Origin of the sequence: Achromobacter sp. RTa (assembly GCF_000757485.1) — a bacterium.
Classification (GTDB): domain Bacteria; phylum Pseudomonadota; class Gammaproteobacteria; order Burkholderiales; family Burkholderiaceae_B; genus Achromobacter.
Genome location: NZ_JPYO01000036.1, coordinates 55,467 through 74,660, shown reverse-complemented (window position 1 = coordinate 74,660; position 19,194 = coordinate 55,467). Strand labels below are relative to the sequence as shown.

Below are 19,194 nucleotides of genomic sequence, written 5' to 3'. Positions count from 1 at the left end.
GAATGGCGCGCGCGACTGATCGGCGCGAGCGCTGCAACCATTCGCCGCAGCGCTATTTTTCGCCGTCTCCCGCGAAGCTATGATGACCGTTTCATGAATGAAACATGACAGCAGGCGTCTAGATCATCGCGCCGCCTACCGGGTCAACGCCCATATCGCGACCCCGACAGCAAGAGCCACGACGCCAACCAGCGCTGCAACCAGCCGGTTGTTCTGCTCCTGCGCCCGCCGCAGCTGGGCCATCTCGGCCAGCAGGGCTGGCGAGACATTGGGCCGGCTCAGGTGGTCATGGACCAGCCTGGGCAAGGCAGGCAGCATCTGCGACCACTGCGCGGCCTCCTTTTCCAGGCTTTGCCGCAAGCCCTTGATCCCGACGCGCTGGCGCATCCAGCGCTCCAGGTAGGGCTTGGCGGTCTTCCAGAGATCCAGGTTCGGGTCGAGTTGCCGGCCCAGGCCCTCGACGTTCAGCAAGGTCTTCTGCAACAGGACCAGCTGCGGCTGGATCTCCACATTGAACCGGCGCGAAGTCTGGAACAGCCGGAGCAGCACCTGCCCCAGCGAGATCTCCGACAGCGGCCGGTCAAAGTAGGGTTCGCAGACGGCGCGCACCGCGCCCTCCAGCTCTTCTTCGCGCGTATCGGGGGGCACCCAGCCCGACTCGATGTGCAGCTGCGCCACCCGGCGGTAATCGCGGTGGAAGAAGGCCAGGAAATTCTGCGCCAGGTAATTCTTGTCGAACTCCGACAGAGACCCCACGATGCCGAAATCCAGGGCGATGTAGCTGCCCAGCGTTTCGGGACGGTCCGATACGTAGATGTTGCCCGGATGCATGTCGGCGTGGAAGAAGCCGTCGGTGAAAACCTGCGTGAAAAAGATCTCGACGCCGGTGCGCGCCAGGGTCGGGATGTCGATGCCCGCCTCGCGCATGCGGTCCACCTGCCCCACCGGCATGCCGTACATGCGCTGCATGGTGAACACCGTGGAAGCCGTGTATTCCCAGATCACCTCGGGCACGATCAGCATGTCGCCGCGGCCGGATTCCGGACCGAAATTGCGGCGCAGCTGGCTGCAGTTGGACGCCTCGCGCACCAGGTCCAGCTCGTCGTGCAGGTACTTGTCGAACTCGGCCACGACCTCGCGCGGCTTCAGGCGCCGGCCATCGGGGCCCAGGCGCTCGATGATGCGGGCCACCACCTTCAAGAGCGACAGGTCTTTCTCGATGATGCTCAGCATGCCCGGGCGCAGCACCTTCACGGCGACCTCGCGGCCGTCATGCAGCACGGCGAAGTGCACCTGGGCGATCGAGGCCGAAGCCACGGGATCCACATCGAACTGCGCGAAGAGCTTTTCGGGCGGCGCGCCCAGCGCCGCCTCGATGCAGGCGGCCGCCTGCGCCGAGGGGAACGGCGGCACGCGATCTTGCAGCAGGGCCAGCTCGTTGGCGATGTCGGCAGGGATCAGGTCGCGGCGGGTGGACAGCACCTGGCCGAACTTCACGAAGATGGGGCCCAGCGACTCCAGGGCCAGGCGCAGCCGCAGCCCGCGCGGCTTGCGCGGGCGCGTGCCCAGGCGGATGACGCGCAGCAGGCAGGTGGCCAGCGGGTGGTTCAGGCTGGAGAGCACCAGCTCGTCCAGGCCGTAGCGCAGCGAAACCAGGATGATGCGGACAAGGCGCAGCAGGGGAAACATGGATCAGGCGCCCCGCTTTGCGCCGGCCGCGGCCAGACGGGTTTGAAGCGCGGCCGCCGATCGGGCCAGGGCATCGGCCCTGGCGTTCAGTTCGGCCAGGTCCAGCCGCCATTGCTCCAGCGCAGGCCGGCCCGCCAGCACGCCGCTTTCTTCGGACAGGTATTCCGACACGTTTCCGGCCAGACGTTGCCCGGCCGTGCGCGCGCCATTGGCCGCGGCGCGGGCGCCGCCCACGATGCGCAGCGCGGCAATGTCGCCCACCACGCGGGCCAGCGCGTCCTCGGGATCCCAGCGCAGTTGCTTGGACAGGTCGGCGACCACCTGGGCCAGCGCGGCATCGCCGGAAATATGGGTAGCCTCGGCGAAATCCGGCGCATCGCGGTCCGCGCCCAGGCGCGGCAGGGGCAGCTTCTCGGGCGCGACGGTCAGGGTCACGTCGGGCACCACTGCCGGGTCGGCCTGCGCCGCCAGCCCTTCGCTGTCGATCGTCAGGCCCAGACTGAAGCCGCCCAGCGCGAAGCGCACCGTCTTGCCGGCATGCCGGGCCAGGCGTTCGCGCGCCCAGTCCTCGCGCCGCAACAGGGCGTTGAGCGCGCTAACAGCCAACCGCGTAGGAGTGGGCAGGAACGAAAAAGGCAGCATGACGGTTTGCAACGGCCCGCAGGGGCGGGTTGCCGGATTTGATGGGTAAATCGGGAGTGTAACGGGTTAGATGAGAGCGTGTTTTGCGCAGGGACATGGAAAAACCGGCCCCTAGTGGGGCCGGTTCAAGCGGATGCCTTGCGGCACCCCCAACGGAGGGCGGTTCTGCCCGGTCCGCCAGCCTCAGCTGGCGTAATCCACCGGGATCTGCTGGATGCCGGCGAGCAGCCAGCCGCCCGAGGCCGGCTTGTAGAGATTCCAGACTTCCTCGAAGCGGAAGGCTTCGGTGCCCGGCGCCTCGCGCAGCATGCCGGAGAAGCGCACGCTGGCCAGGTGACCGTCGGAAACCGTTTCGATGCCCAGCAGCTCGGCGTTCAACAGGACGACTTCGGTCTTGTTGGGCGCCGCGCCGCGCTCGGCCAGCTGCGGCTTGAGTTCGATGATCAGGTCGTCGGTCAGGAACTCGCGCAGGCGGTCGGTGCTGCCGCTGTCCCAGATTCCCTGGATGCGGACGAACTGTTCCTTGGCCTGCTTCAGGAAGTTGGGCGTATCGAAGTCGCCCGGCACGAACCAGTTGTTGTCCTCGCCGACCTTGGGCACGGCTGCCGGCGCGGCGGCGGCAGCGGCAGGAGCGGCCGCGGGAGCCGCGGCGGGCTTCAGCGATTCGCGCCACATCGGTTGCTGCTGCTGCCCGGCGGGCGCGTTGTTCGCGCCGCCGAACGCGCTCTGCGTGGCGGTGCGGGGCGCGGCGCCGCGCAGGCGGCGGACGATGAACATGATGGCGAACACGACCAGGCCGATCAGCAGCGCGGACGACAGGAACTCGGCGAAGGCGCCCGACAGGCCCATGCTCGACAGCAGCGCAGCGATGCCCAGGCCGGCGGCGATGCCGGCGATGGGGCCGAGCCAGCGCGAGGCGCCGCTCTTGGCCGCCGCGCCAGCGGCGCCGGCCGTGGCCGCGCCGGCGGCTGCGGGCGCAGCCGTGGCGCCGGCCGTATTGTTGGCCGCGGCCGGAGGCGTGGTGGCCTGGCGCTGCTGGGTCACATTGGTGGATTGACGGCCCAGGCTGGAACCGCCGCCTACGCGCCGGGCTTCCGCGTCGAACGACGCCGTCACCAACGCCGCGCCGGAAATGGCGATGAGCGCCGCGGCGACAAACCGCGAAAGACAGAATTTGGACATGAGTTTTTGCTCCCTCGTACTCGCGCCCCCTGCCGCCCCGAGCAGCAGGGAGCCCCGCGGATCGCGGGGCCTTGGTCGCGACTTTTCTTACAAGAATCTGAATACCGTAAGAATAACGGACAAGACGCCGCCCTACAAGTTCCGCGAGGGGCGGCGAAATCTGCCGAAACCGCTGGCGTTCAGCCCAGCCGCACGCCTTCGTGCAAGGCGGCGATGCCGGCAGTCAGATTGAAGTACTGCACGCGCTCCAGGCCCGCCGTGCGCAGCATGTCGGCCAGGGTTTCCTGGTCGGGGTGCATGCGGATCGACTCGGCCAGGTAACGGTAACTGGCCTCGTCCTTGGCGATCTTCTTGCCCAGCCAGGGCAGCACGTTGAAGGAGTACCAGTCGTAGGCCGGCGCGAGCGGCTTGGCGATGCGCGAGAATTCCAGCACCAGCAGCTTGCCGCCCGGCTTCAGCACCCGGGTCATTTCGGCCAGGGCGCGGTCCTTGTGGGTCATGTTGCGCAGGCCGAAGGCCACGCTGACCCGGTCGAAATAGCCCGAAGGGAAAGGCAGGCGCTCGGCGTCGCACACGGCGGCGGGGACCAGCAGGCCGGCGTCGGTCAGGCGGTCGCGGCCCACGCGCAGCATGGAATCGTTGATGTCGGTGAGCCAGACCTCGCCCGTGGGGCCGGCCCGCTTGGCGAAGGCTTTCGCCAGGTCGCCCGTGCCGCCGGCGATGTCCAGCACTTTCATGCCAGGGCGGATGGCGGCGCGGCCGATCGTGAAGGCCTTCCAGACGCGGTGCAGGCCCGCCGACATGAAGTCGTTCATGACGTCGTAGCGCTGGGCGACCGAATGGAAGACCTCGGCGACCTTGCGGGCTTTTTCGCTTTCCGGCACCGATTGGAAGCCGAAATGGGTGGATGGCGAGGCGGAATCCGCGGAATGTTGCGATTCGGAGGGGTTTTGCATGGTGAATTCCCGATATATCGCTCAATGGTAGCCTATTGGTCCCCTGAAAACGGGCCGTGGGCGCCTCCACGGGCCCGCCGCGGTCACATACCTGAAATATTGCGGCCATACTATCGCAATGTTCGCGCCGCGCCGGCGCTCAGAAGTGTGCCAAATCCGCCATGTCCAGCACCATCCTCGTCGTCGAAGACGAACCCGCCATCCAGGAACTGATCGCCGTCAACCTGTCCTTCGCCGGGCACAAGGTGCTGCGCGCCTTCGACGCCGACCAGGCCCAGACCCTGATCCGCGCCGAACTCCCCGACCTGATCCTGCTGGATTGGATGCTGCCCGGCACCTCCGGCCTCGCCATGGCGCGCAAGCTGCGCAACGACGAGCGTACCCGGGCCGTGCCGGTCATCATGCTGACCGCCAAGGGCTCCGAGCAGGACAAGGTCGACGGCCTCGAAGCCGGCGCCGACGACTACATTACCAAGCCGTTCTCGCCCAAGGAGCTCATGGCCCGCATCAAGGCCGTGCTGCGCCGCCGCGCGCCCCAGCTCACCGATGACGTGATCGACGTGGGCGGCCTGAAGCTGGATCCGGTGACGCATCGCCTGTCGGGCAACAGCCAGTCGCTGCAGATCGGTCCCACCGAGTTCCGCCTGCTGCATTTCTTCATGACCCACCCCGAGCGGGTGTTCTCCCGTTCGCAGCTGCTGGACCAGGTCTGGGGCGACCACGTGTTCGTGGAGGAACGCACGGTCGACGTCCATATCCGCCGCCTGCGCAAGGCGCTGGAGCCCAGCGGCCACGACGCGCACGTGGAAACGGTCCGCGGCAGCGGCTACCGGTTTACTGCCCAGCTCCCGACGCGGTAAAACTCCCGCACGATGATCTGGCTGCGCACCCTTTTCCTGATCGCCCTGTGGGCGATCGTGGCGTCTATCGCCCAATGGCTCATCGGAGATCCGACGGGCTGGATCCTGTTCAGCGCCGCGCTGGCGGCCATGCTGGTCTGGCGCAGCTGGCGGCTGCACCTGGTCTCCCGCTGGGCGAACAACCCCGATACCTCCCCTCCCGCCTCCGTCGGCCCCTGGGACGACATCCTCGCCCCGCTGTACCGCTACACCCGGGCCCGCGCCCGCGAACTGGCCGAAACCCAGAACACCATGCACGGCATGCTGGCGGCCGCCCAGGCGCTGCCCGACGGCGCGGTGACCCTCAATGAGGATTTCCAGATCGACTGGTGCAACCGCATGGCCCGCCAGCACCTGGGCCTGCGCCTGCCCGCCGACCGCGGCCACAACCTGCTGAACCTGCTGCGCGCGCCCGAATTCGTGGAATACGCGCACCGCGCGGCCTGGCCGGAGCCCATTCTGGTGCGCCTGGGGCAGAACGGCCAGGAACGGCTGATGATGATGCAGCTGACGGCCTATGCCAGCAACCAGCGTCTGCTGATCACCCGCGACGTCACCCAGATCGAACGCCTGGAAACCACCCGCCGCGATTTCGTCGCCAACGTGTCGCACGAGCTGCGCACGCCGCTGACGGTGCTGGCGGGCTTCCTGGAAACGCTGCGCGACATGCCCGCGGACGCGTTGCCCCCGGAGCAGCGCGAACAGTACGTAGACATGATGCATGAGCAGGCCCAGCGCATGCAGGCGATCGTGGAAGACCTTCTTACCCTGTCCACGCTGGAGTCCTCGCCGGGCACCGACCCGCGCGCCGTCAATATCAGCGCCCTGCTGCAAAAGGCGCGCCAGCAGATCGAGGCGCTGTCCGGCGGCCGACACGTGCTGGAGTGGCACGTCGACGAAACCCTGGACGTGCTGGGCGCCGAAACCGAGCTGGCTTCGGCCCTGTCGAATCTGCTGACCAACGCCGTGCGCTATACGCCCGACGGCGGCACCATCACCGTGCGCTGGGAGCGCGACGAAGACGGCGGCGCGCGCTATAGCGTGCAGGACACCGGCATCGGCATTCCCGCCCGGCACCTGCCGCGCCTGACCGAGCGCTTCTACCGCGTGGATCGCGGCCGCTCGCGCGCAGTGGGAGGCACTGGCCTGGGGCTGGCGATCACCAAGCACATCGCCATGCGCCATGACGCCGAGCTGCTGATCACCAGCGAGCAGGGCAAGGGCAGCGTGTTCGCCTTGCGCTTTCCGCCCGACCGCGTCGCCGCGGCCTGACCTCCGATGCGCCCACCCGCGCCGCGCCCGCGGCGCGGTGGTAAATTTTCGGCCATGCGCATCCTGGTCATCGAAGACGAACCCAAACTCGCCGACTACCTGAAGAAAGGGCTGTCGGAACAAAGCCACGTCGTGGATCTCGCCCGCGACGGCGTGGACGGCCTGCACCTGGCGCTGGAAGGCGCCTATGACCTGATCGTGCTGGACGTGATGCTGCCGGGCGTGGACGGCTTCGGCATCCTGGCCTCCGTGCGCGCGCAGAAGAACACTCCCATCCTCATGCTGACGGCGCGCGACGCCGTGGAAGACCGCGTGCGCGGGCTGGAGGGCGGGGCCGATGACTACCTGGTCAAGCCCTTCGCCTTCTCGGAGCTGCTGGCGCGCGTGCAGGCGCTGCTGCGCCGTGGGCGCATGCAGGAACCCACCGTGCTCAAACTGGCCGACCTGGAGCTCGATCTGACGCGTCGTCGCGCCCAGCGGGCCGGGCGGCGGCTGGACCTGACCGCCAAGGAATTCAGCCTGCTGGCGCTGCTGCTGCGTCGCCAGGGCCAGGTGCTGTCGCGCACCACGCTGGCCGAACAGGTCTGGGACATGAACTTCGACAGCGACACCAACGTGATCGACGTCGCCGTGCGGCGTCTGCGCGGCAAGCTGGACGACCCCTACGACGCCAAACTGCTGCATACCGTGCGCGGCATGGGCTACGTGCTGGAATCGCGCCCCGCGGACGGCCGCCCCTCGGATGGCCGCCCCGAGGGTGGCCGCCCCGCATGAAACCGCCGCGCATGCGCTCCATGCAGGCGCGCCTGACCGTGCTGCTCGGCGCCATCGCATTGCTGGTATCCAGCCTGGCCGGCGCCACGCTGTTCTGGGCGCTGAAGCGCGAAGTGGAGCGCCAGGAGATCACCGAGGTCAGCGGCAAGCTGGAACTGATCGACCACCTGATCGACATGCAGAACAGCGCCAGCGGCCTGCAGGACCTGGCCGCCACCTTCGACCAGATGCGCGCGGGCGAGGGCCAGTTGGGGATCTGGATCATGGATGCCCAGGGCAAGGTGGTCTACGGCAGCGCCGCCCCGGAAACGCTGGAGACGCTGCCTGACAGGCAGGTGGTGCTGCAGGCCCCGGACGGCGACCGCATGCGCGGCCTGCGGGTGGACATGAACGACCGTATCCTGCCCGGCGCGCAGCTGACCGTGGCCGTCAGCACGCGCACCAGCTCGCAGTTCCTGTATGCCTACGGCACCGCCCTGCTGCTGATCTGCGCGCTGTGGGTGGGCGCGACGGTGGTGCTGGCCGCCTGGGCCGTGCGCCGCAGCATGGCCCCGACGCGCAGGCTGTCCGAGCAGGCGGCGCGCATCCAGCCCGACAATCTGTCGCGGCGCCTGCCCCTCGAAGACACCGACCGCGAACTGCACGAGCTGGTGCGCTCCTTCAACCGGACCCTGGAACGGCTGCAATCGGCCTACCAGCAGATGGAGGGCTTCAACGCCGACGTGGCCCACGAACTGCGCACGCCGCTGGCCACGCTGATCAACGGCGCCCAGGTCATGCTGTCCTCGCCCCGAGACGCGGCGGAACTGCGCGACGCGCTGGAATCCAATCTGGAAGAACTGGAAGACCTGAAGACCCTGGTCAACGACATGCTGTTCCTGGCGCGCGCCGACCGCGGCGAGCGGGCTGCGGATCTGGCGCCGGTATCGCTGGCGGCCGAGGCGCGGCGCGTGGCGGAATACTACGAAGCCACCCTGGAGGAACACGGGGTGGGCCTGCGCTGCGAGGGCGACGCCACCGTCGCCGCGAACCCGGGGCTGGTGCGCCGCGCGCTGGCAAACCTGATCTCCAATGCCATCAAGGCCACGCCCCGGGGCGGCGAAATCGTGCTGGCCTGCTTTGCCTCGCCGGCCGGCGCGCGGGTGGAGGTGCGCAACCCTGGAACTCCCATCCCGGCCGCCGACCTGCCCCGCATCTTCGACCGCTTCTTCCGCTCCGGCCAGGCGCGCGCGCCGCGCAGCGAGGGCCACGGCCTGGGCCTGGCCATCGTGCGCGCCATTGCCCGCATGCATGGCGGCGAAGTGGACGCCGCCTCAGACGCGCGCGGCACCGTCATCGGCATCACCTTGCGCGGGCCCGACGGCCCCGCCGCGGCGGCCAACATTACGAAAATGTAATGTTGGCGACAGGATAGGGTCACCGCCATTTTCCTACAGTGCCATCACCGTCCCAACTACCAAGGATACGCGTGAAAGGCACTCTGCTCCGCACCACCCAGGCCGTCGTCCTGGCCCTGACGATCAGCGCGGGCGCCGCGCACGCCGCCGACATGAAGGGCGCGGCGTCGGTGCTGTAAACGCCGCTCGCCGCACGGACCCGACATGACAGCTTCTCATCCCCTCTCCCGCCGCCGCTTCGTGCAGGGCCTGGCCGGCGGCGGCGCGCTGGCCGCGCTGGGCAGCTGGCGCGCGGCGCTCGCCGCCCCCGCGCGGGCACCGGCCGCCGCCACGGAATTGCGCGGCACCGAATTCCATCTGGAGATCGGCGAAACGCCCGTGAACTTCACCGGCGCGGCCCGCGTCGGCACCACGGTGAACGGCCAGCTGCCCGCTCCGCTGCTGCGCTGGCGCGAAGGCGACACGGTGACGCTGCATGTCACCAATCGCCTGCGCGAACAGACCTCCATCCATTGGCACGGCATCCTCCTGCCCACCGAGATGGACGGCGTGCCGGGCTTGAGCTTTCCCGGCATCGACCCGGGCCAGACCTACACGTATCGCTTCGACGTGCGCCAGAGCGGCACGTACTGGTATCACAGCCATTCCGGCTTCCAGGAGCAGACCGGCCTGTACGGCGCGATCGTCATCGACCCGCGCCGCCGCGATCCCATCGCCTCCGACCGCGACTACACGGTGCTGCTGTCCGACTGGACCGATGAAGATCCCATGCGGCTCTTCAACAAGCTGAAGATCATGCCGGACTACTACAACCGCATCCAGCCCAGCATCGAGAGCCTGCGCGCCCAGGCCCGGGACCAGGGCTGGAGCGCCGCGCTGTCGGAACGGCTGATGTGGGAGCGGATGCGCATGAATCCGTCGGACCTGGCGGACGTGTCCGGCGCCACCTATACCTTCCTCACCAACGGCGTCACGCCGGCCGGCAACTGGACGGGCCTGTTCCGGCCCGGCGAACGCGTGCGCCTGCGCTTCATCAACGGCTCCGCGATGACGTACTTCGACGTCCGCATCCCCGGGCTGAAAATGACCGTGGTGGCCGCGGACGGCCAGGACGTGCGCCCCGTGGACGTGGACGAGTTCCGCATCGGCGTGGCCGAGACCTACGACGTCATCGTCGAGCCCATGGACGAGCGCGCCTACACCATCTTCTCTCAGGCCATGGACCGCTCGGGCTACGCGCGCGCCACGCTCGCGCCGCGCGCCGGCATGCAGGCCGAGGTCCCCGCCGTCGATCGCGTGCAGCTGCTCGGCATGATGGACATGGGCATGGCGCACGACATGGGCGGCGGCGGCCACGACATGCCCGGCATGGCGGCAGGCGGCGGCCATGGCGCCATGCCGGGCATGGACCACGGCGGCCACGGCTCCGGCGCGGGCCAAGGCGGCATGGTGGAAGTCAGGCACCCCTACCCCACCGAGCGCGGCGTGAGCAACTCCATGCTGCCCGACGTGGTGTCGACGCGGCTGGACGATCCCGGCGTCGGCCTGCGCGACAACGGCCGCCGCGTGCTGACCTACGCGGACCTGCGGTCCATGCGCGAGCCCGAGGACAACCGCAATCCGTCCCGCGAAATCGAACTGCACCTGACCGGCACCATGGAACGCTACATGTGGTCCTTCAATGGCGTGAAGTTCTCGGACGCCAAACCCATCGTGCTGCGTTACGGCGAGCGCGTGCGCTTCGTGCTCGTCAACGACACGATGATGACGCACCCCATCCACCTGCATGGATTGTGGAGCGACCTGGAATCGCCGGACGGCGCCTTCCAGGTGCGCAAGCACACCATTTCCCTCAACCCGGCGCAACGGCTGAGCTACCGCGTCAGCGCGGATGCGCGCGGCAACTGGGCCTACCACTGCCACCTGCTGTATCACATGGAGGCCGGCATGTTCAGGGCGGTCGTGGTGGAGTAAGCGATGAAACCGATGAATCGCCAAATCAAACGCTTGCGCGCCTGCGCGCTGGCCGCCGCGCTGGCCTCCCCGGCCGCCTGGTCCCAGCCTGCCCCGATGGATCACGGCGCCATGCCCGGGATGGACCATGGTTCGATGAATCACGACGCCGCTCCGGCGCCTGCCCCGATGGACCACGGCTCCATGCCTGGCATGGACCATGGGTCGATGAACCACGGCGCCGCGCCCGCCATGGACCACGGATCGATGGACGGCGGCTCGCAAGCCGCCCCGCCCATCGGCAGCCTGCCGGGCGGCGATGGCTCGGGCGAGCGCGGCTACGACAGCTACGGCATCCATCCGCACATGATGGACAACTCGCCGACCTGGCAGGTGCTGTTCGACAAGTTCGGCGTTTCCCGCAACCGCGATGGGCAATATGCCCAGGAATGGGACGGCCGCTTCTGGTTCGGCACCGCCACCGACCGCCTGCTGGTCAAGAGCGAGGGCGAACGCGAGAACGGCGGCGGATCGGGCGGCAAGGTCGAGGCCTTCTGGAGCCATGCCGTCTCGCCCTTCTGGGACCTGCAGCTGGGCGCGCGCCGCGACATCGGCAGCGGGCCCAAGCGCAACTGGGCGGCCATCGGCATCGAAGGCGTCCTGCCCTACAACATCGAACTCGAGGCCACGGGCTACGCGGGTTCGTCCGGCCGCACGGCGCTGGCGCTGAAGGCCGAGTACGACCTGCTGCTGACGCAGCGCCTGATCTTCACCCCCGAGCTGGAAGCCAGCCTCTACGGCAAGGACGATCCCGAACGCGGCATCGGTTCGGGGCTGTCGGAGGGCTCGCTGTCGCTGCGGCTGCGCTATGAAGTCACCCGCGAGTTCGCGCCTTATATTGGCGTATCCTTTGAACGCAAGTTCGGCCAGACGGCGCGCTACGCATCGGACGCCGGCGCCAGCAGGTCCCAGACGTCCGTCATGGCGGGCGTGCGCTTCTGGTTCTGAGCCCTATGTCCACGACTCTTGCACGGAGCATCATGAACGTTTCCCGTCTTACCCGCCGCCTGGCCCTGGCCGCCGCCCTGTGCGCGCCCGCGCTCGCCTCCGCCGAAACGCCCACCAAGGTCGAGGTCTGGAAAACGCCCACCTGCGGCTGCTGCGAGGACTGGGTCAAGCACATGCGCGACAACGGCTTCGCCGTGACCACCCATGACGTCCAGGACACCGGCCCCATCCGCCGCAACGCCGGCATGGCGGATTACGGCTCCTGCCACACCGCCGCGGTGGAAGGCTACGCCATCGAGGGCCACGTGCCCGCCAGCGACGTGCGCCGCCTGCTGCTGGAAAAGCCGGACGCCGCCGGCCTGGCCGCCCCGGGCATGCCGCTGGGCTCGCCCGGCATGGACGGCCCGGAATACGGCGGCCGCAAAACGCCGCACGACGTGGTGCTGGTGGACAAGCAGGGAGGCGCCAAGGTTTTCCAGGCCTATCGCTGATGCGCGAGGAACGGGCCGGTGCCACGGCCCCGTTCCTGAAACAATTCATCCACACCGGCCCAATGGCTACTCCTTGCACTGCAGCAAAAATACGCCACAATCAATAAAACGCGTTTCCCCACCCCTCCCCAGGCAGTCATGGCACAAATCGTCCTGTTCGAGAATATCCACCCGAGCGCCCGCGCCGTTTTCGAAGCCGCCGGCTACACCGACATCGTCACGCACGCCGCGGCCTTGCCGCCGGCCCAACTGAGCGACGCCCTGCGCGGCGCCCAGGTGGCGGGGATCCGTTCTCGCACGCACCTGGACGCCAGCCTGCTGTCCGGCAACCCCGACCTGCGCGTCGTGGGCTGCTTCTGCATCGGCACCAACCAGGTCGACCTGGACGCGGCCATGCAGCGCGGCATCCCGGTGTTCAACGCGCCCTTCTCGAACACTCGCTCGGTCGCCGAGCTGGTGCTGGGCGAAGCCATCCTGCTGCTGCGCCGCATCCCCGAAAAGAACGCGCGCGTGCATCTGGGCCACTGGGACAAGAGCGCCTCCGGCGCCTTCGAAACCCGCGGCAAGACGCTGGGCATCGTCGGCTACGGCAACATCGGCTCGCAGATCAGCACCCTGGCCGAAAGCCTGGGCATGCGCGTCATCTACCATGACGTCGAGGCCAAGCTGCCGCTGGGCAACGCCCGCCCCGCGGGCACGCTGAACGAGCTGCTGGAGCAGTCCGACGTCGTCACCCTGCACGTTCCCGGCGGCAAGGCCACCGAGAAGATCATGAATGCGGACACCATCGCGCGCATGCGCCGTGGCTCCATCCTGATCAACGCCTCGCGCGGCACGGTCGTGGATATCCAGGCGCTGCACGCCGCCCTGAAGTCCGGCCACCTGGCCGGCGCCGCGCTGGACGTGTTCCCCACCGAGCCCAAGGGCCCGGACGAACCGCTGGCCAGCCCGCTGATCGGCATGCCCAACGTGATCCTGACCCCGCACATCGGGGGCAGCACGCAGGAATCGCAAGAGAACATCGGACGCGAAGTGGCCGAGAAGCTGGTGCGCTTCCTGCAGGCGGGCACCACCAAGGGCGCGGTCAATTTCCCCGAACTGCCCTACCTGGAGCAGGCCGGCGGCACGCGCATCCTGCACGTGCACCGCAACGCCCCGGGCGCGCTCGGCACGCTGGACAACCTGATGGCGCAGCATGGCCTGAACATCATCAGCCAGACCCTGCAGACCCGCGGCCAGATCGGCTACGTGATCACGGACGTGGAGGGCGAGGTGAACGACATCGTCATGACCACGCTGCGCGACCACCCGATCACGGTCCGCTGCGACAAGCTATAGAGGCCCGGCGGCGGGTTCCGCCGCCGCCGACGCCAGGCATTCCGCCATTTTTTCCCGCACGCCGCCCGCCTCGAAGGGCAGGCGTCCGATCAGGCCGATCTCTCGGTGGAAGGCGTCCTCGCCCAGCGTCAGCAACCGCAGGCCCGCCGTGTCCAGCTGCCGCAATTGCGGCAGCAGCGCCACGCCCAGCCCATGCCGCACCATGCCGGCAATGGCCTCGATTTCGTCCAGCTCCACCGCTTCGCGCACCGCGATGCGGTGCTTCTTCAGGAAAATATCCACGGCGCGGCCGCCGAACGACGCCCGGTCGTAACGGATGAAAGGCTGGGTCGCGAGCAATTCGCGCCACGGCCCGGCCGGCATGGACTCGGGAATGGCCAGCATCACCGGCTCGCGCATCAACGGCTGCCACCCCAGTTCCGGCGGCAGCGCGAAGGGCGGCCGGATCAGCATCGCCATGTCCACCTCGCCCGCGTCCACCTGGCCCAGCAACGATAGCGACACGCCCGGCACGACGCGCACGCGCACGTCCGGATAGACCGCCCTGAACTCGCCCAGCGCGCGGACCAGCAGGTCCTGCTGCACGGAGGCAATGGCTCCGATCCGCAGAGACCCGCTGACGTGGCCGGCGCCTGCCGTGGTGACCATGCGCTCGGCCATGGCGACGAGCTCTTCCGCCTGGGGCAGCATCTCGCGGCCATTGGCGTTCAGCACCGCCGCCCGCGCGCTGCGCTCGAACAGGGCCACGCCCAGGTATTCCTCCAGGCGCTTGATCTGGGCGCTGACGGCGGACTGGGTCAGTCCCAGCTGGGCGCCCGCCCCCGTGAAGGTGCCGTTGCGCGCCACGCCGATGAAGGTCTTGAATTCTTTGATCACGATCAATTTTTTCGATGCTAAGACACAAAAAATATCGTTTTTCGATCAAAAAAACAATTCATAAAATAATCCCCGATGCCAAGCCTGTCCGCGCTCGCGGCGGCCCGCAGTCCCATCGTCACTTTTGTCCCGGAGCCTTTCATGACCGCTCAAACCAACCTGCCTCCATTCCACCTGGCCTTCCCGGTCCGCGACCTGGCCGAAGCCCGCGCCTTCTACGGCGAAAAACTGGGCTGTCCCGAGGGCCGCAGCTCGGCCGAATGGATCGATTTCAACTTCTACGGCCACCAGATCGTGGCCCACCTGGCGCCCAGCGAATGCGGCCACCGCGCCACCAGCGCCGTGGATTCGCATAATGTGCCCGTGCGCCATTTCGGCGCGGTGCTTTCCATGGAACAATGGGAAGCCATGGCCCAGCGCCTGACCGACGCCGGCACTGAATTCGTCATCGAGCCCTACATCCGTTTCAAGGGCGAAGTCGGCGAACAGGCCACCATGTTCTTCCTGGATCCGTCGGGCAACGCGCTGGAGTTCAAGGCGTTCAAGAACATGGATTCTTTGTTCGCCAAGTAATCCGTCCCTACAGGTTTCGTGTCGTTGAACGCAATATCAGAACCCCCTTCTCCGGCCGAAACCTCCTGGCGCATCCTGCCCCAGGGTGACCGCTGCCTGATCGTTTCCTTTGGCGATCGCATCGACGCCTCGGTAGGCAGGACCTGCCTGGCCGCGGCCGCCAGGCTGCGCGACGCGCGGCTGCCCGGCGTGACCGACGTGGTGCCCTCGTTCGTTGCGGTGGCCGTGCATTACCGGCCCGGCCCGCACGGAGGCCCGGCCTACGCCCAGCTGGCCGACCGCATCGGGCAGTTGCTGGCCGAAGGCATCCAGGCCGACGACTCGGGCGGGCGCGAGGTCGACATCCCCGTCTGCTATGGCGGCGAATATGGTCCCGACCTGGACGAGGTGGCCCAGGCCGCCGGCCTGACACCCGAGGGCGTCATCCAGCTGCACAGCCAGCCCCGCAGCATGGTGTTCATGCTGGGGTTCGCGCCCGGCCACGCCTACCTGGGCGTGCACGACGAAAAACTGAATATCCCGCGCCGCCCGTCTCCGCGCACCGCCGTTCCGGTCGGCGCGGTGGCCGTGGCCAACCGCCAGACCGTGATCTATCCGAACCGGCTGCCGGGCGGCTGGAACATCATCGGCACCACGCCGCTGACCATGTTCGATCCCGGCCGCGACCCTGCCGCCCTGCTCCAGCCCGGCGACTCCGTCCGCTTCGTGCCCATCAGCCCCGAGGAATTCAACCGCATCCGGGAGGCCCGGCGATGAGCATTGCGGTGATCAAGCCCGGCATGCTGTCCAGTTTCCAGGACCGCGGCCGCGAGGGCTATCAGCACCAGGGCATCCCGGCCGCGGGCGCCATGGACGAACGCGCGCACCGGCTCGCCAACGCGCTGGCCGGCAACCAGGGCGACCCGGCCACGCTGGAAATGACGCTGACGGGGCCCACCCTGCGCTTCGACGCGTCCACATGCTTCGCGCTGGCGGGCGCCGACCTCGGCGCCACCCTGAACGGCCGGGACATTCCCGTCCTCCGTCCCCTGGTCGCGCGGGCAGGCGACACGCTGGCCTTCGGCTCCCGGCCCGCCGTCGGCGTGCGCGGCTACCTGGCGGTGCATGGGGGCTTTGCCCTGCCGCGCGTGATGGGCAGTGAAAGCACTTACCTGCGCAGCGGCTTCGGCGGTTTCCAAGGGCGCGCGCTGGCCAAGGGCGATCAACTCCCGCTGCGAACCCCGCTGGCCGGCGGCCGCGACCTGGACGCGCTTCAGGACGCGCTTTGGCAGCTGCGTGTCTACCTGCCGGCGGCGCTGGGCCCCAAGCGCCGGGACGCCATCCGCTTCCTGCCGGGCATGCACTGGCAGGAATTCTCCGAAGCCTCCCGCCAGGCTTTCGCCGCATCGGAATTCCGCATCAGCCCGCAATCCGACCGCATGGGCTACCGCCTGCTGGGCCCGGCCCTGTCCATGACCCAGCCGCGCCAGATGCTGTCCGAGGCCGCCTGCTTCGGCACCGTGCAAGTGCCCTCGGGCGGCGAAGCCATCATTCTCATGGCCGACCGGCAAACCACCGGCGGCTATCCCAAGATCGCGCAGATCGCCACGGTGGACCTGCCCATCCTGGCGCAATGCGCTCCCGGACAGGCGCTGCGCTTCCAGCCGGTACCGCTGGAAGAGGCGCAGCGCCTGGATAGCGAGCGCGAACGCGCCTTCTCCCAACTGCAGGACGCGCTTGCGCCGTTGCGCGCGCTTCTCGCCTAGAAAGGAAACCGCTATGACCACCCGCATCGATATGAACTGCGACATGGGCGAAAGCTATGGCGCCTGGACCATGGGCAACGACGCGGCGGTGCTGCAGTACGTCAGCTCCGCCAACATCGCCTGCGGCTTCCACGGCGGCGATCCGGCCACCATGCGCAAGACGGTGGCCGCCGCCCTCAAGCAGGGCGTGGCCGTGGGCGCGCATCCCGGCCTGCAGGACCTGGTCGGGTTCGGCCGCCGCGTCATGCAGATCAGCCCCGACGAGGCCTACGACATCGTGGTCTACCAGATCGGCGCGCTGGCAGGCGTCGCGGCCTCGCAAGGCGCGCGGCTGCACCACGTCAAAGCGCACGGCGCCCTCTACAACATGGCCGCCAAGGACGAGGGCCTTGCGCGCGCCATCTGCCAGGCCGTGAAAGACGTGGACGCCTCGCTGGTCCTGTACGGGCTGGCGGGCAGCAAGCTGATCGACTCGGCCCGCGCCATCGGCCTGACCGCCGCAAGCGAGGTATTCGCCGACCGCTCCTACCAGGACGACGGCTCGCTCACGCCGCGCACGCGCGCCGGCGCAATGATCGAAGACGTGGACCGGGCGATCGCGCAGGTCGTGCGCATGGTGCGCGAAGGCAAGGTGCGTTCGGTGGACGGCAAGGACGTGGCGGTGCAGGCGGATACCCTCTGTATCCACGGCGACCAGCCCAACGCCCTGGTCTTCGCCAACGGCATACGCCAGGCCCTGGAAAAGGCCGGCATCGAAGTGCTTACTCCGCCCCGGCCTCAGGCCCGCCCGTAGCGCGGCGCCAGGTCTTCCGCGTCTTGCAGCGCGGCGTCCCGGTACGCTTCCACCACGGCCGGCAGCACGTCGGCCAGATAATCGCGCGCGAGGCGCGCCGCGACTTCGATGTCCCGCGCCGCCATCGCGTCGACAATGCCGCGGGTGCAGGCATGGATGGCGCTGGATTCCATAGACCGCTTGGCCAGCAGATAGCGCAGCGGCTCGATCTGTTCGTACAGCTTGCTCAGCATGCCGGCCAACGGCGTATTGCCCGTGCTGCGGGCTGCGGCCAGATAGAATTCGCATGCCGCCGAAATGCAGCCGCGCACGTCGCGGCTGGCCAGCGCGGCAGCGATCGCCGCATCGTGGCGGTTCAATTCATCCACCAGCGGCTCCACGCTGCCGGCCTCGGCCGCCTGGCGCAGGCAATAGGCCTCGAGTTCCGCGCGCAGCAGATACAGATGGCTGATCTGCGTTTCCGTGTAGAGGGTGGCCCGGAAGCCCTTGCGCTGGACGTGCGTGACCAGGCCGCTCAGTTCAAGCAGGCGCAGCGCTTCCCGGATAGGGCTGCGGCTGGTGCCGAAACGCTGCTCCAGTTCCTGTTCCCGTAGCGGCTGGCCGGGGCGGATAGTCCCGTCCACTATCAGTTCACGAATCTGTTCCTGTAGGAAATATGGAATCGTGGCGGGCGCTTTGACGTCCAATCGGCTCCCCTTGTGCTGCGTGATGCGTAGTATGTAACCCAGCCAAGATACTAGAAATTTCTTGAAACACAAATAGGAAAATTGTTGCGCCCGCTGCCGGCGCTCAATCCCAGTCGTCGCGGTAGACGAACTTCGGCATCTGCCAATTGAACCGCAATGCCAGCAGGCGCACCGCCAGGCCGGCGGCCAGCGCGATGGGCACGGCGGCGTTGGCGGACAGGCCCAGCGCCTGCCCTCCCAGGTACAGCCCGCCGGTCACCACCGACACGCTGGCGTAAAGCTCCTTGCGAAAGAGCAGCGGCACTTCGTTGCAAAGCACGTCGCGCAGCACCCCGCCGGCGCAGCCCGTGATCATGCCGCTGATCAGCACCACGGTGATCGGCAGCTGCATCAGCTGCGCGACCTGGCAGCCGATGACCGTGAACGCCACCAGGCCCAGCGCGTCCGCCAGCAGGAAAAGGCTGCGCAGGCGCCGCATGACCGGCGCGATCAGCGCCGTCACGATCGCGGCGCCGCCCGTCATCCACAGGTATTCGGGATGGATGACCCACGTCAGCGGGTAGTGCCCCAGCAGCACGTCGCGCAGCGACCCGCCGCCCAGCGCGGTCACGCACGCGATGATGCACACGCCCATCCAGTCCATGTCGCGCCGGCCGGCCGAAAGCGCAGCGGTCATGGCTTCGGCCACGATGGCGACGAGGTACAGCGTATGCAGCAGGGCAGGCGAGATATCGGAAAACATGGGACGGACGGGAATTGGGCAGGCTCCATTGTATTGAGCCTGGCCTCCGGAGGGCGGCCATTGCCTGAGTGCGCGTCATCCCTTACGCTGAACATTGCGTTGATATCGATCAAGCCCCGGTCCGGCCAGCAGCGAGACAATGGGGACATGCCCGCAAGGGCGGAACGGCCGGAGAGCA

At 68.2% G+C, this 19,194-nt stretch carries 19 protein-coding genes; 12 read left to right on the top strand and 7 right to left on the bottom strand.

Features of this window, described 5'->3' with window-relative positions:
• Window positions 1-135: 135 nt before the first annotated feature.
• The 4 genes from ubiB to ubiE form a co-directional block, all read right to left on the bottom strand.
• Entirely contained in the window at window positions 136-1,689 is a 1,554-nt protein-coding gene (gene ubiB / locus JL37_RS13605; RefSeq protein WP_043544665.1) for a ubiquinone biosynthesis regulatory protein kinase UbiB, read from the bottom strand.
• A 3-nt stretch (window positions 1,690-1,692) separates the two neighbouring features.
• The gene (locus JL37_RS13600) at window positions 1,693-2,331 is read right to left on the bottom strand and encodes an SCP2 domain-containing protein (RefSeq protein WP_043544664.1); all 639 of its coding nucleotides are present in this window, start codon (window positions 2,329-2,331) and stop codon (window positions 1,693-1,695) included.
• A 183-nt stretch (window positions 2,332-2,514) separates the two neighbouring features.
• Window positions 2,515-3,513, bottom strand: a complete 999-nt coding sequence (locus tag JL37_RS13595; RefSeq protein WP_043544663.1) for a Tim44 domain-containing protein — start codon at window positions 3,511-3,513, stop codon at window positions 2,515-2,517.
• A gap of 179 nt (window positions 3,514-3,692) precedes the next feature.
• Entirely contained in the window at window positions 3,693-4,469 is a 777-nt protein-coding gene (ubiE, locus tag JL37_RS13590) for a bifunctional demethylmenaquinone methyltransferase/2-methoxy-6-polyprenyl-1,4-benzoquinol methylase UbiE (protein WP_043544662.1), read from the bottom strand.
• 161 nt (window positions 4,470-4,630) lie between these two features.
• Here ubiE and phoB point away from each other — a divergent pair, with 161 nt between their 5' ends.
• From phoB to serA, 8 genes are all read left to right on the top strand, one after another.
• Window positions 4,631-5,329 carry a phosphate regulon transcriptional regulator PhoB gene (phoB, locus tag JL37_RS13585; RefSeq protein WP_006227196.1) on the top strand — a complete coding sequence of 233 codons (699 nt, stop codon included), beginning with the start codon at window positions 4,631-4,633 and terminating at the stop codon, window positions 5,327-5,329.
• A 12-nt stretch (window positions 5,330-5,341) separates the two neighbouring features.
• The gene (gene phoR, locus JL37_RS13580; RefSeq protein WP_043544661.1) at window positions 5,342-6,640 is read left to right on the top strand and encodes a phosphate regulon sensor histidine kinase PhoR; all 1,299 of its coding nucleotides are present in this window, start codon (window positions 5,342-5,344) and stop codon (window positions 6,638-6,640) included.
• 54 nt (window positions 6,641-6,694) lie between these two features.
• Complete coding sequence (locus tag JL37_RS13575; RefSeq protein ID WP_043544660.1) at window positions 6,695-7,414, top strand: heavy metal response regulator transcription factor; 720 nt, start codon at window positions 6,695-6,697, stop codon at window positions 7,412-7,414.
• Window positions 7,411-8,811: a heavy metal sensor histidine kinase gene (locus tag JL37_RS13570; RefSeq protein WP_043544659.1), complete on the top strand. Its 1,401-nt coding sequence runs from the start codon at window positions 7,411-7,413 to the stop codon at window positions 8,809-8,811. The genes JL37_RS13575 and JL37_RS13570 overlap by 4 nt, the downstream gene beginning before the upstream one ends.
• A gap of 204 nt (window positions 8,812-9,015) precedes the next feature.
• Window positions 9,016-10,785 (top strand): copper resistance system multicopper oxidase, encoded by a 1,770-nt coding sequence (locus JL37_RS13565; protein ID WP_043544658.1) that lies wholly within the window; start codon window positions 9,016-9,018, stop codon window positions 10,783-10,785.
• A gap of 3 nt (window positions 10,786-10,788) precedes the next feature.
• Complete coding sequence (locus JL37_RS13560) at window positions 10,789-11,772, top strand: copper resistance protein B (RefSeq protein ID WP_043544657.1); 984 nt, start codon at window positions 10,789-10,791, stop codon at window positions 11,770-11,772.
• Between the two features lie 32 nt (window positions 11,773-11,804).
• Window positions 11,805-12,263, top strand: coding sequence for a DUF411 domain-containing protein (locus JL37_RS13555; protein WP_081955065.1), 459 nt, complete (start codon window positions 11,805-11,807; stop codon window positions 12,261-12,263).
• Between the two features lie 138 nt (window positions 12,264-12,401).
• Window positions 12,402-13,601 (top strand): phosphoglycerate dehydrogenase, encoded by a 1,200-nt coding sequence (serA, locus tag JL37_RS13550; RefSeq protein WP_043544656.1) that lies wholly within the window; start codon window positions 12,402-12,404, stop codon window positions 13,599-13,601.
• Here the strand turns inward: serA and JL37_RS13545 are convergent.
• Complete coding sequence (locus tag JL37_RS13545) at window positions 13,596-14,477, bottom strand: LysR substrate-binding domain-containing protein (RefSeq protein ID WP_043544961.1); 882 nt, start codon at window positions 14,475-14,477, stop codon at window positions 13,596-13,598. The genes serA and JL37_RS13545 overlap by 6 nt on opposite strands.
• Before the next feature lie 141 nt (window positions 14,478-14,618).
• On the opposite strand from JL37_RS13545, the gene JL37_RS13540 reads away from it, so the two are divergent.
• From JL37_RS13540 to JL37_RS13525, 4 genes are read left to right on the top strand one after another with little or no spacing between them, the layout of a single operon-like run.
• A complete protein-coding gene (locus JL37_RS13540) occupies window positions 14,619-15,050 on the top strand; it encodes a VOC family protein (protein WP_043544655.1) in 432 nt (143 codons plus the stop codon).
• A gap of 24 nt (window positions 15,051-15,074) precedes the next feature.
• Window positions 15,075-15,806, top strand: a complete 732-nt coding sequence (gene pxpB, locus JL37_RS13535) for a 5-oxoprolinase subunit PxpB (protein WP_052097183.1) — start codon at window positions 15,075-15,077, stop codon at window positions 15,804-15,806.
• Window positions 15,803-16,795: a biotin-dependent carboxyltransferase family protein gene (locus JL37_RS13530; RefSeq protein ID WP_043544654.1), complete on the top strand. Its 993-nt coding sequence runs from the start codon at window positions 15,803-15,805 to the stop codon at window positions 16,793-16,795. The genes pxpB and JL37_RS13530 overlap by 4 nt, the downstream gene beginning before the upstream one ends.
• A 13-nt stretch (window positions 16,796-16,808) precedes the next feature.
• Window positions 16,809-17,588, top strand: a complete 780-nt coding sequence (locus JL37_RS13525) for a LamB/YcsF family protein (protein WP_043544653.1) — start codon at window positions 16,809-16,811, stop codon at window positions 17,586-17,588.
• On the opposite strand, the gene JL37_RS13520 is transcribed toward JL37_RS13525, so the two are convergent.
• Together JL37_RS13520 and JL37_RS13515 are read right to left on the bottom strand one after the other, a co-directional pair.
• Window positions 17,573-18,316, bottom strand: coding sequence for a GntR family transcriptional regulator (locus tag JL37_RS13520; RefSeq protein WP_052097216.1), 744 nt, complete (start codon window positions 18,314-18,316; stop codon window positions 17,573-17,575). The two genes, JL37_RS13525 and JL37_RS13520, sit on opposite strands and share 16 nt — an antisense overlap.
• A gap of 61 nt (window positions 18,317-18,377) precedes the next feature.
• Window positions 18,378-19,016, bottom strand: coding sequence for a trimeric intracellular cation channel family protein (locus JL37_RS13515; RefSeq protein ID WP_043544651.1), 639 nt, complete (start codon window positions 19,014-19,016; stop codon window positions 18,378-18,380).
• Window positions 19,017-19,194 lie beyond the last annotated feature (178 nt).

Bases quoted from the DNA above. Each gene is read 5' to 3' on its own strand.
- ubiB (WP_043544665.1), bottom strand. From the start codon at position 1,689: ATGTTTCCCCTGCTGCGCCTTGTCCGCATCATCCTGGTTTCGCTGCGC.
- JL37_RS13600 (WP_043544664.1), bottom strand. From the start codon at position 2,331: ATGCTGCCTTTTTCGTTCCTGCCCACTCCTACGCGGTTGGCTGTTAGC.
- JL37_RS13595 (WP_043544663.1), bottom strand. From the start codon at position 3,513: ATGTCCAAATTCTGTCTTTCGCGGTTTGTCGCCGCGGCGCTCATCGCC.
- ubiE (WP_043544662.1), bottom strand. From the start codon at position 4,469: ATGCAAAACCCCTCCGAATCGCAACATTCCGCGGATTCCGCCTCGCCA.
- phoB (WP_006227196.1), top strand. From the start codon at position 4,631: ATGTCCAGCACCATCCTCGTCGTCGAAGACGAACCCGCCATCCAGGAA.
- phoR (WP_043544661.1), top strand. From the start codon at position 5,342: ATGATCTGGCTGCGCACCCTTTTCCTGATCGCCCTGTGGGCGATCGTG.
- JL37_RS13575 (WP_043544660.1), top strand. From the start codon at position 6,695: ATGCGCATCCTGGTCATCGAAGACGAACCCAAACTCGCCGACTACCTG.
- JL37_RS13570 (WP_043544659.1), top strand. From the start codon at position 7,411: ATGAAACCGCCGCGCATGCGCTCCATGCAGGCGCGCCTGACCGTGCTG.
- JL37_RS13565 (WP_043544658.1), top strand. From the start codon at position 9,016: ATGACAGCTTCTCATCCCCTCTCCCGCCGCCGCTTCGTGCAGGGCCTG.
- JL37_RS13560 (WP_043544657.1), top strand. From the start codon at position 10,789: ATGAAACCGATGAATCGCCAAATCAAACGCTTGCGCGCCTGCGCGCTG.
- JL37_RS13555 (WP_081955065.1), top strand. From the start codon at position 11,805: ATGAACGTTTCCCGTCTTACCCGCCGCCTGGCCCTGGCCGCCGCCCTG.
- serA (WP_043544656.1), top strand. From the start codon at position 12,402: ATGGCACAAATCGTCCTGTTCGAGAATATCCACCCGAGCGCCCGCGCC.
- JL37_RS13540 (WP_043544655.1), top strand. From the start codon at position 14,619: ATGACCGCTCAAACCAACCTGCCTCCATTCCACCTGGCCTTCCCGGTC.
- JL37_RS13530 (WP_043544654.1), top strand. From the start codon at position 15,803: ATGAGCATTGCGGTGATCAAGCCCGGCATGCTGTCCAGTTTCCAGGAC.
- JL37_RS13525 (WP_043544653.1), top strand. From the start codon at position 16,809: ATGACCACCCGCATCGATATGAACTGCGACATGGGCGAAAGCTATGGC.
- JL37_RS13515 (WP_043544651.1), bottom strand. From the start codon at position 19,016: ATGTTTTCCGATATCTCGCCTGCCCTGCTGCATACGCTGTACCTCGTC.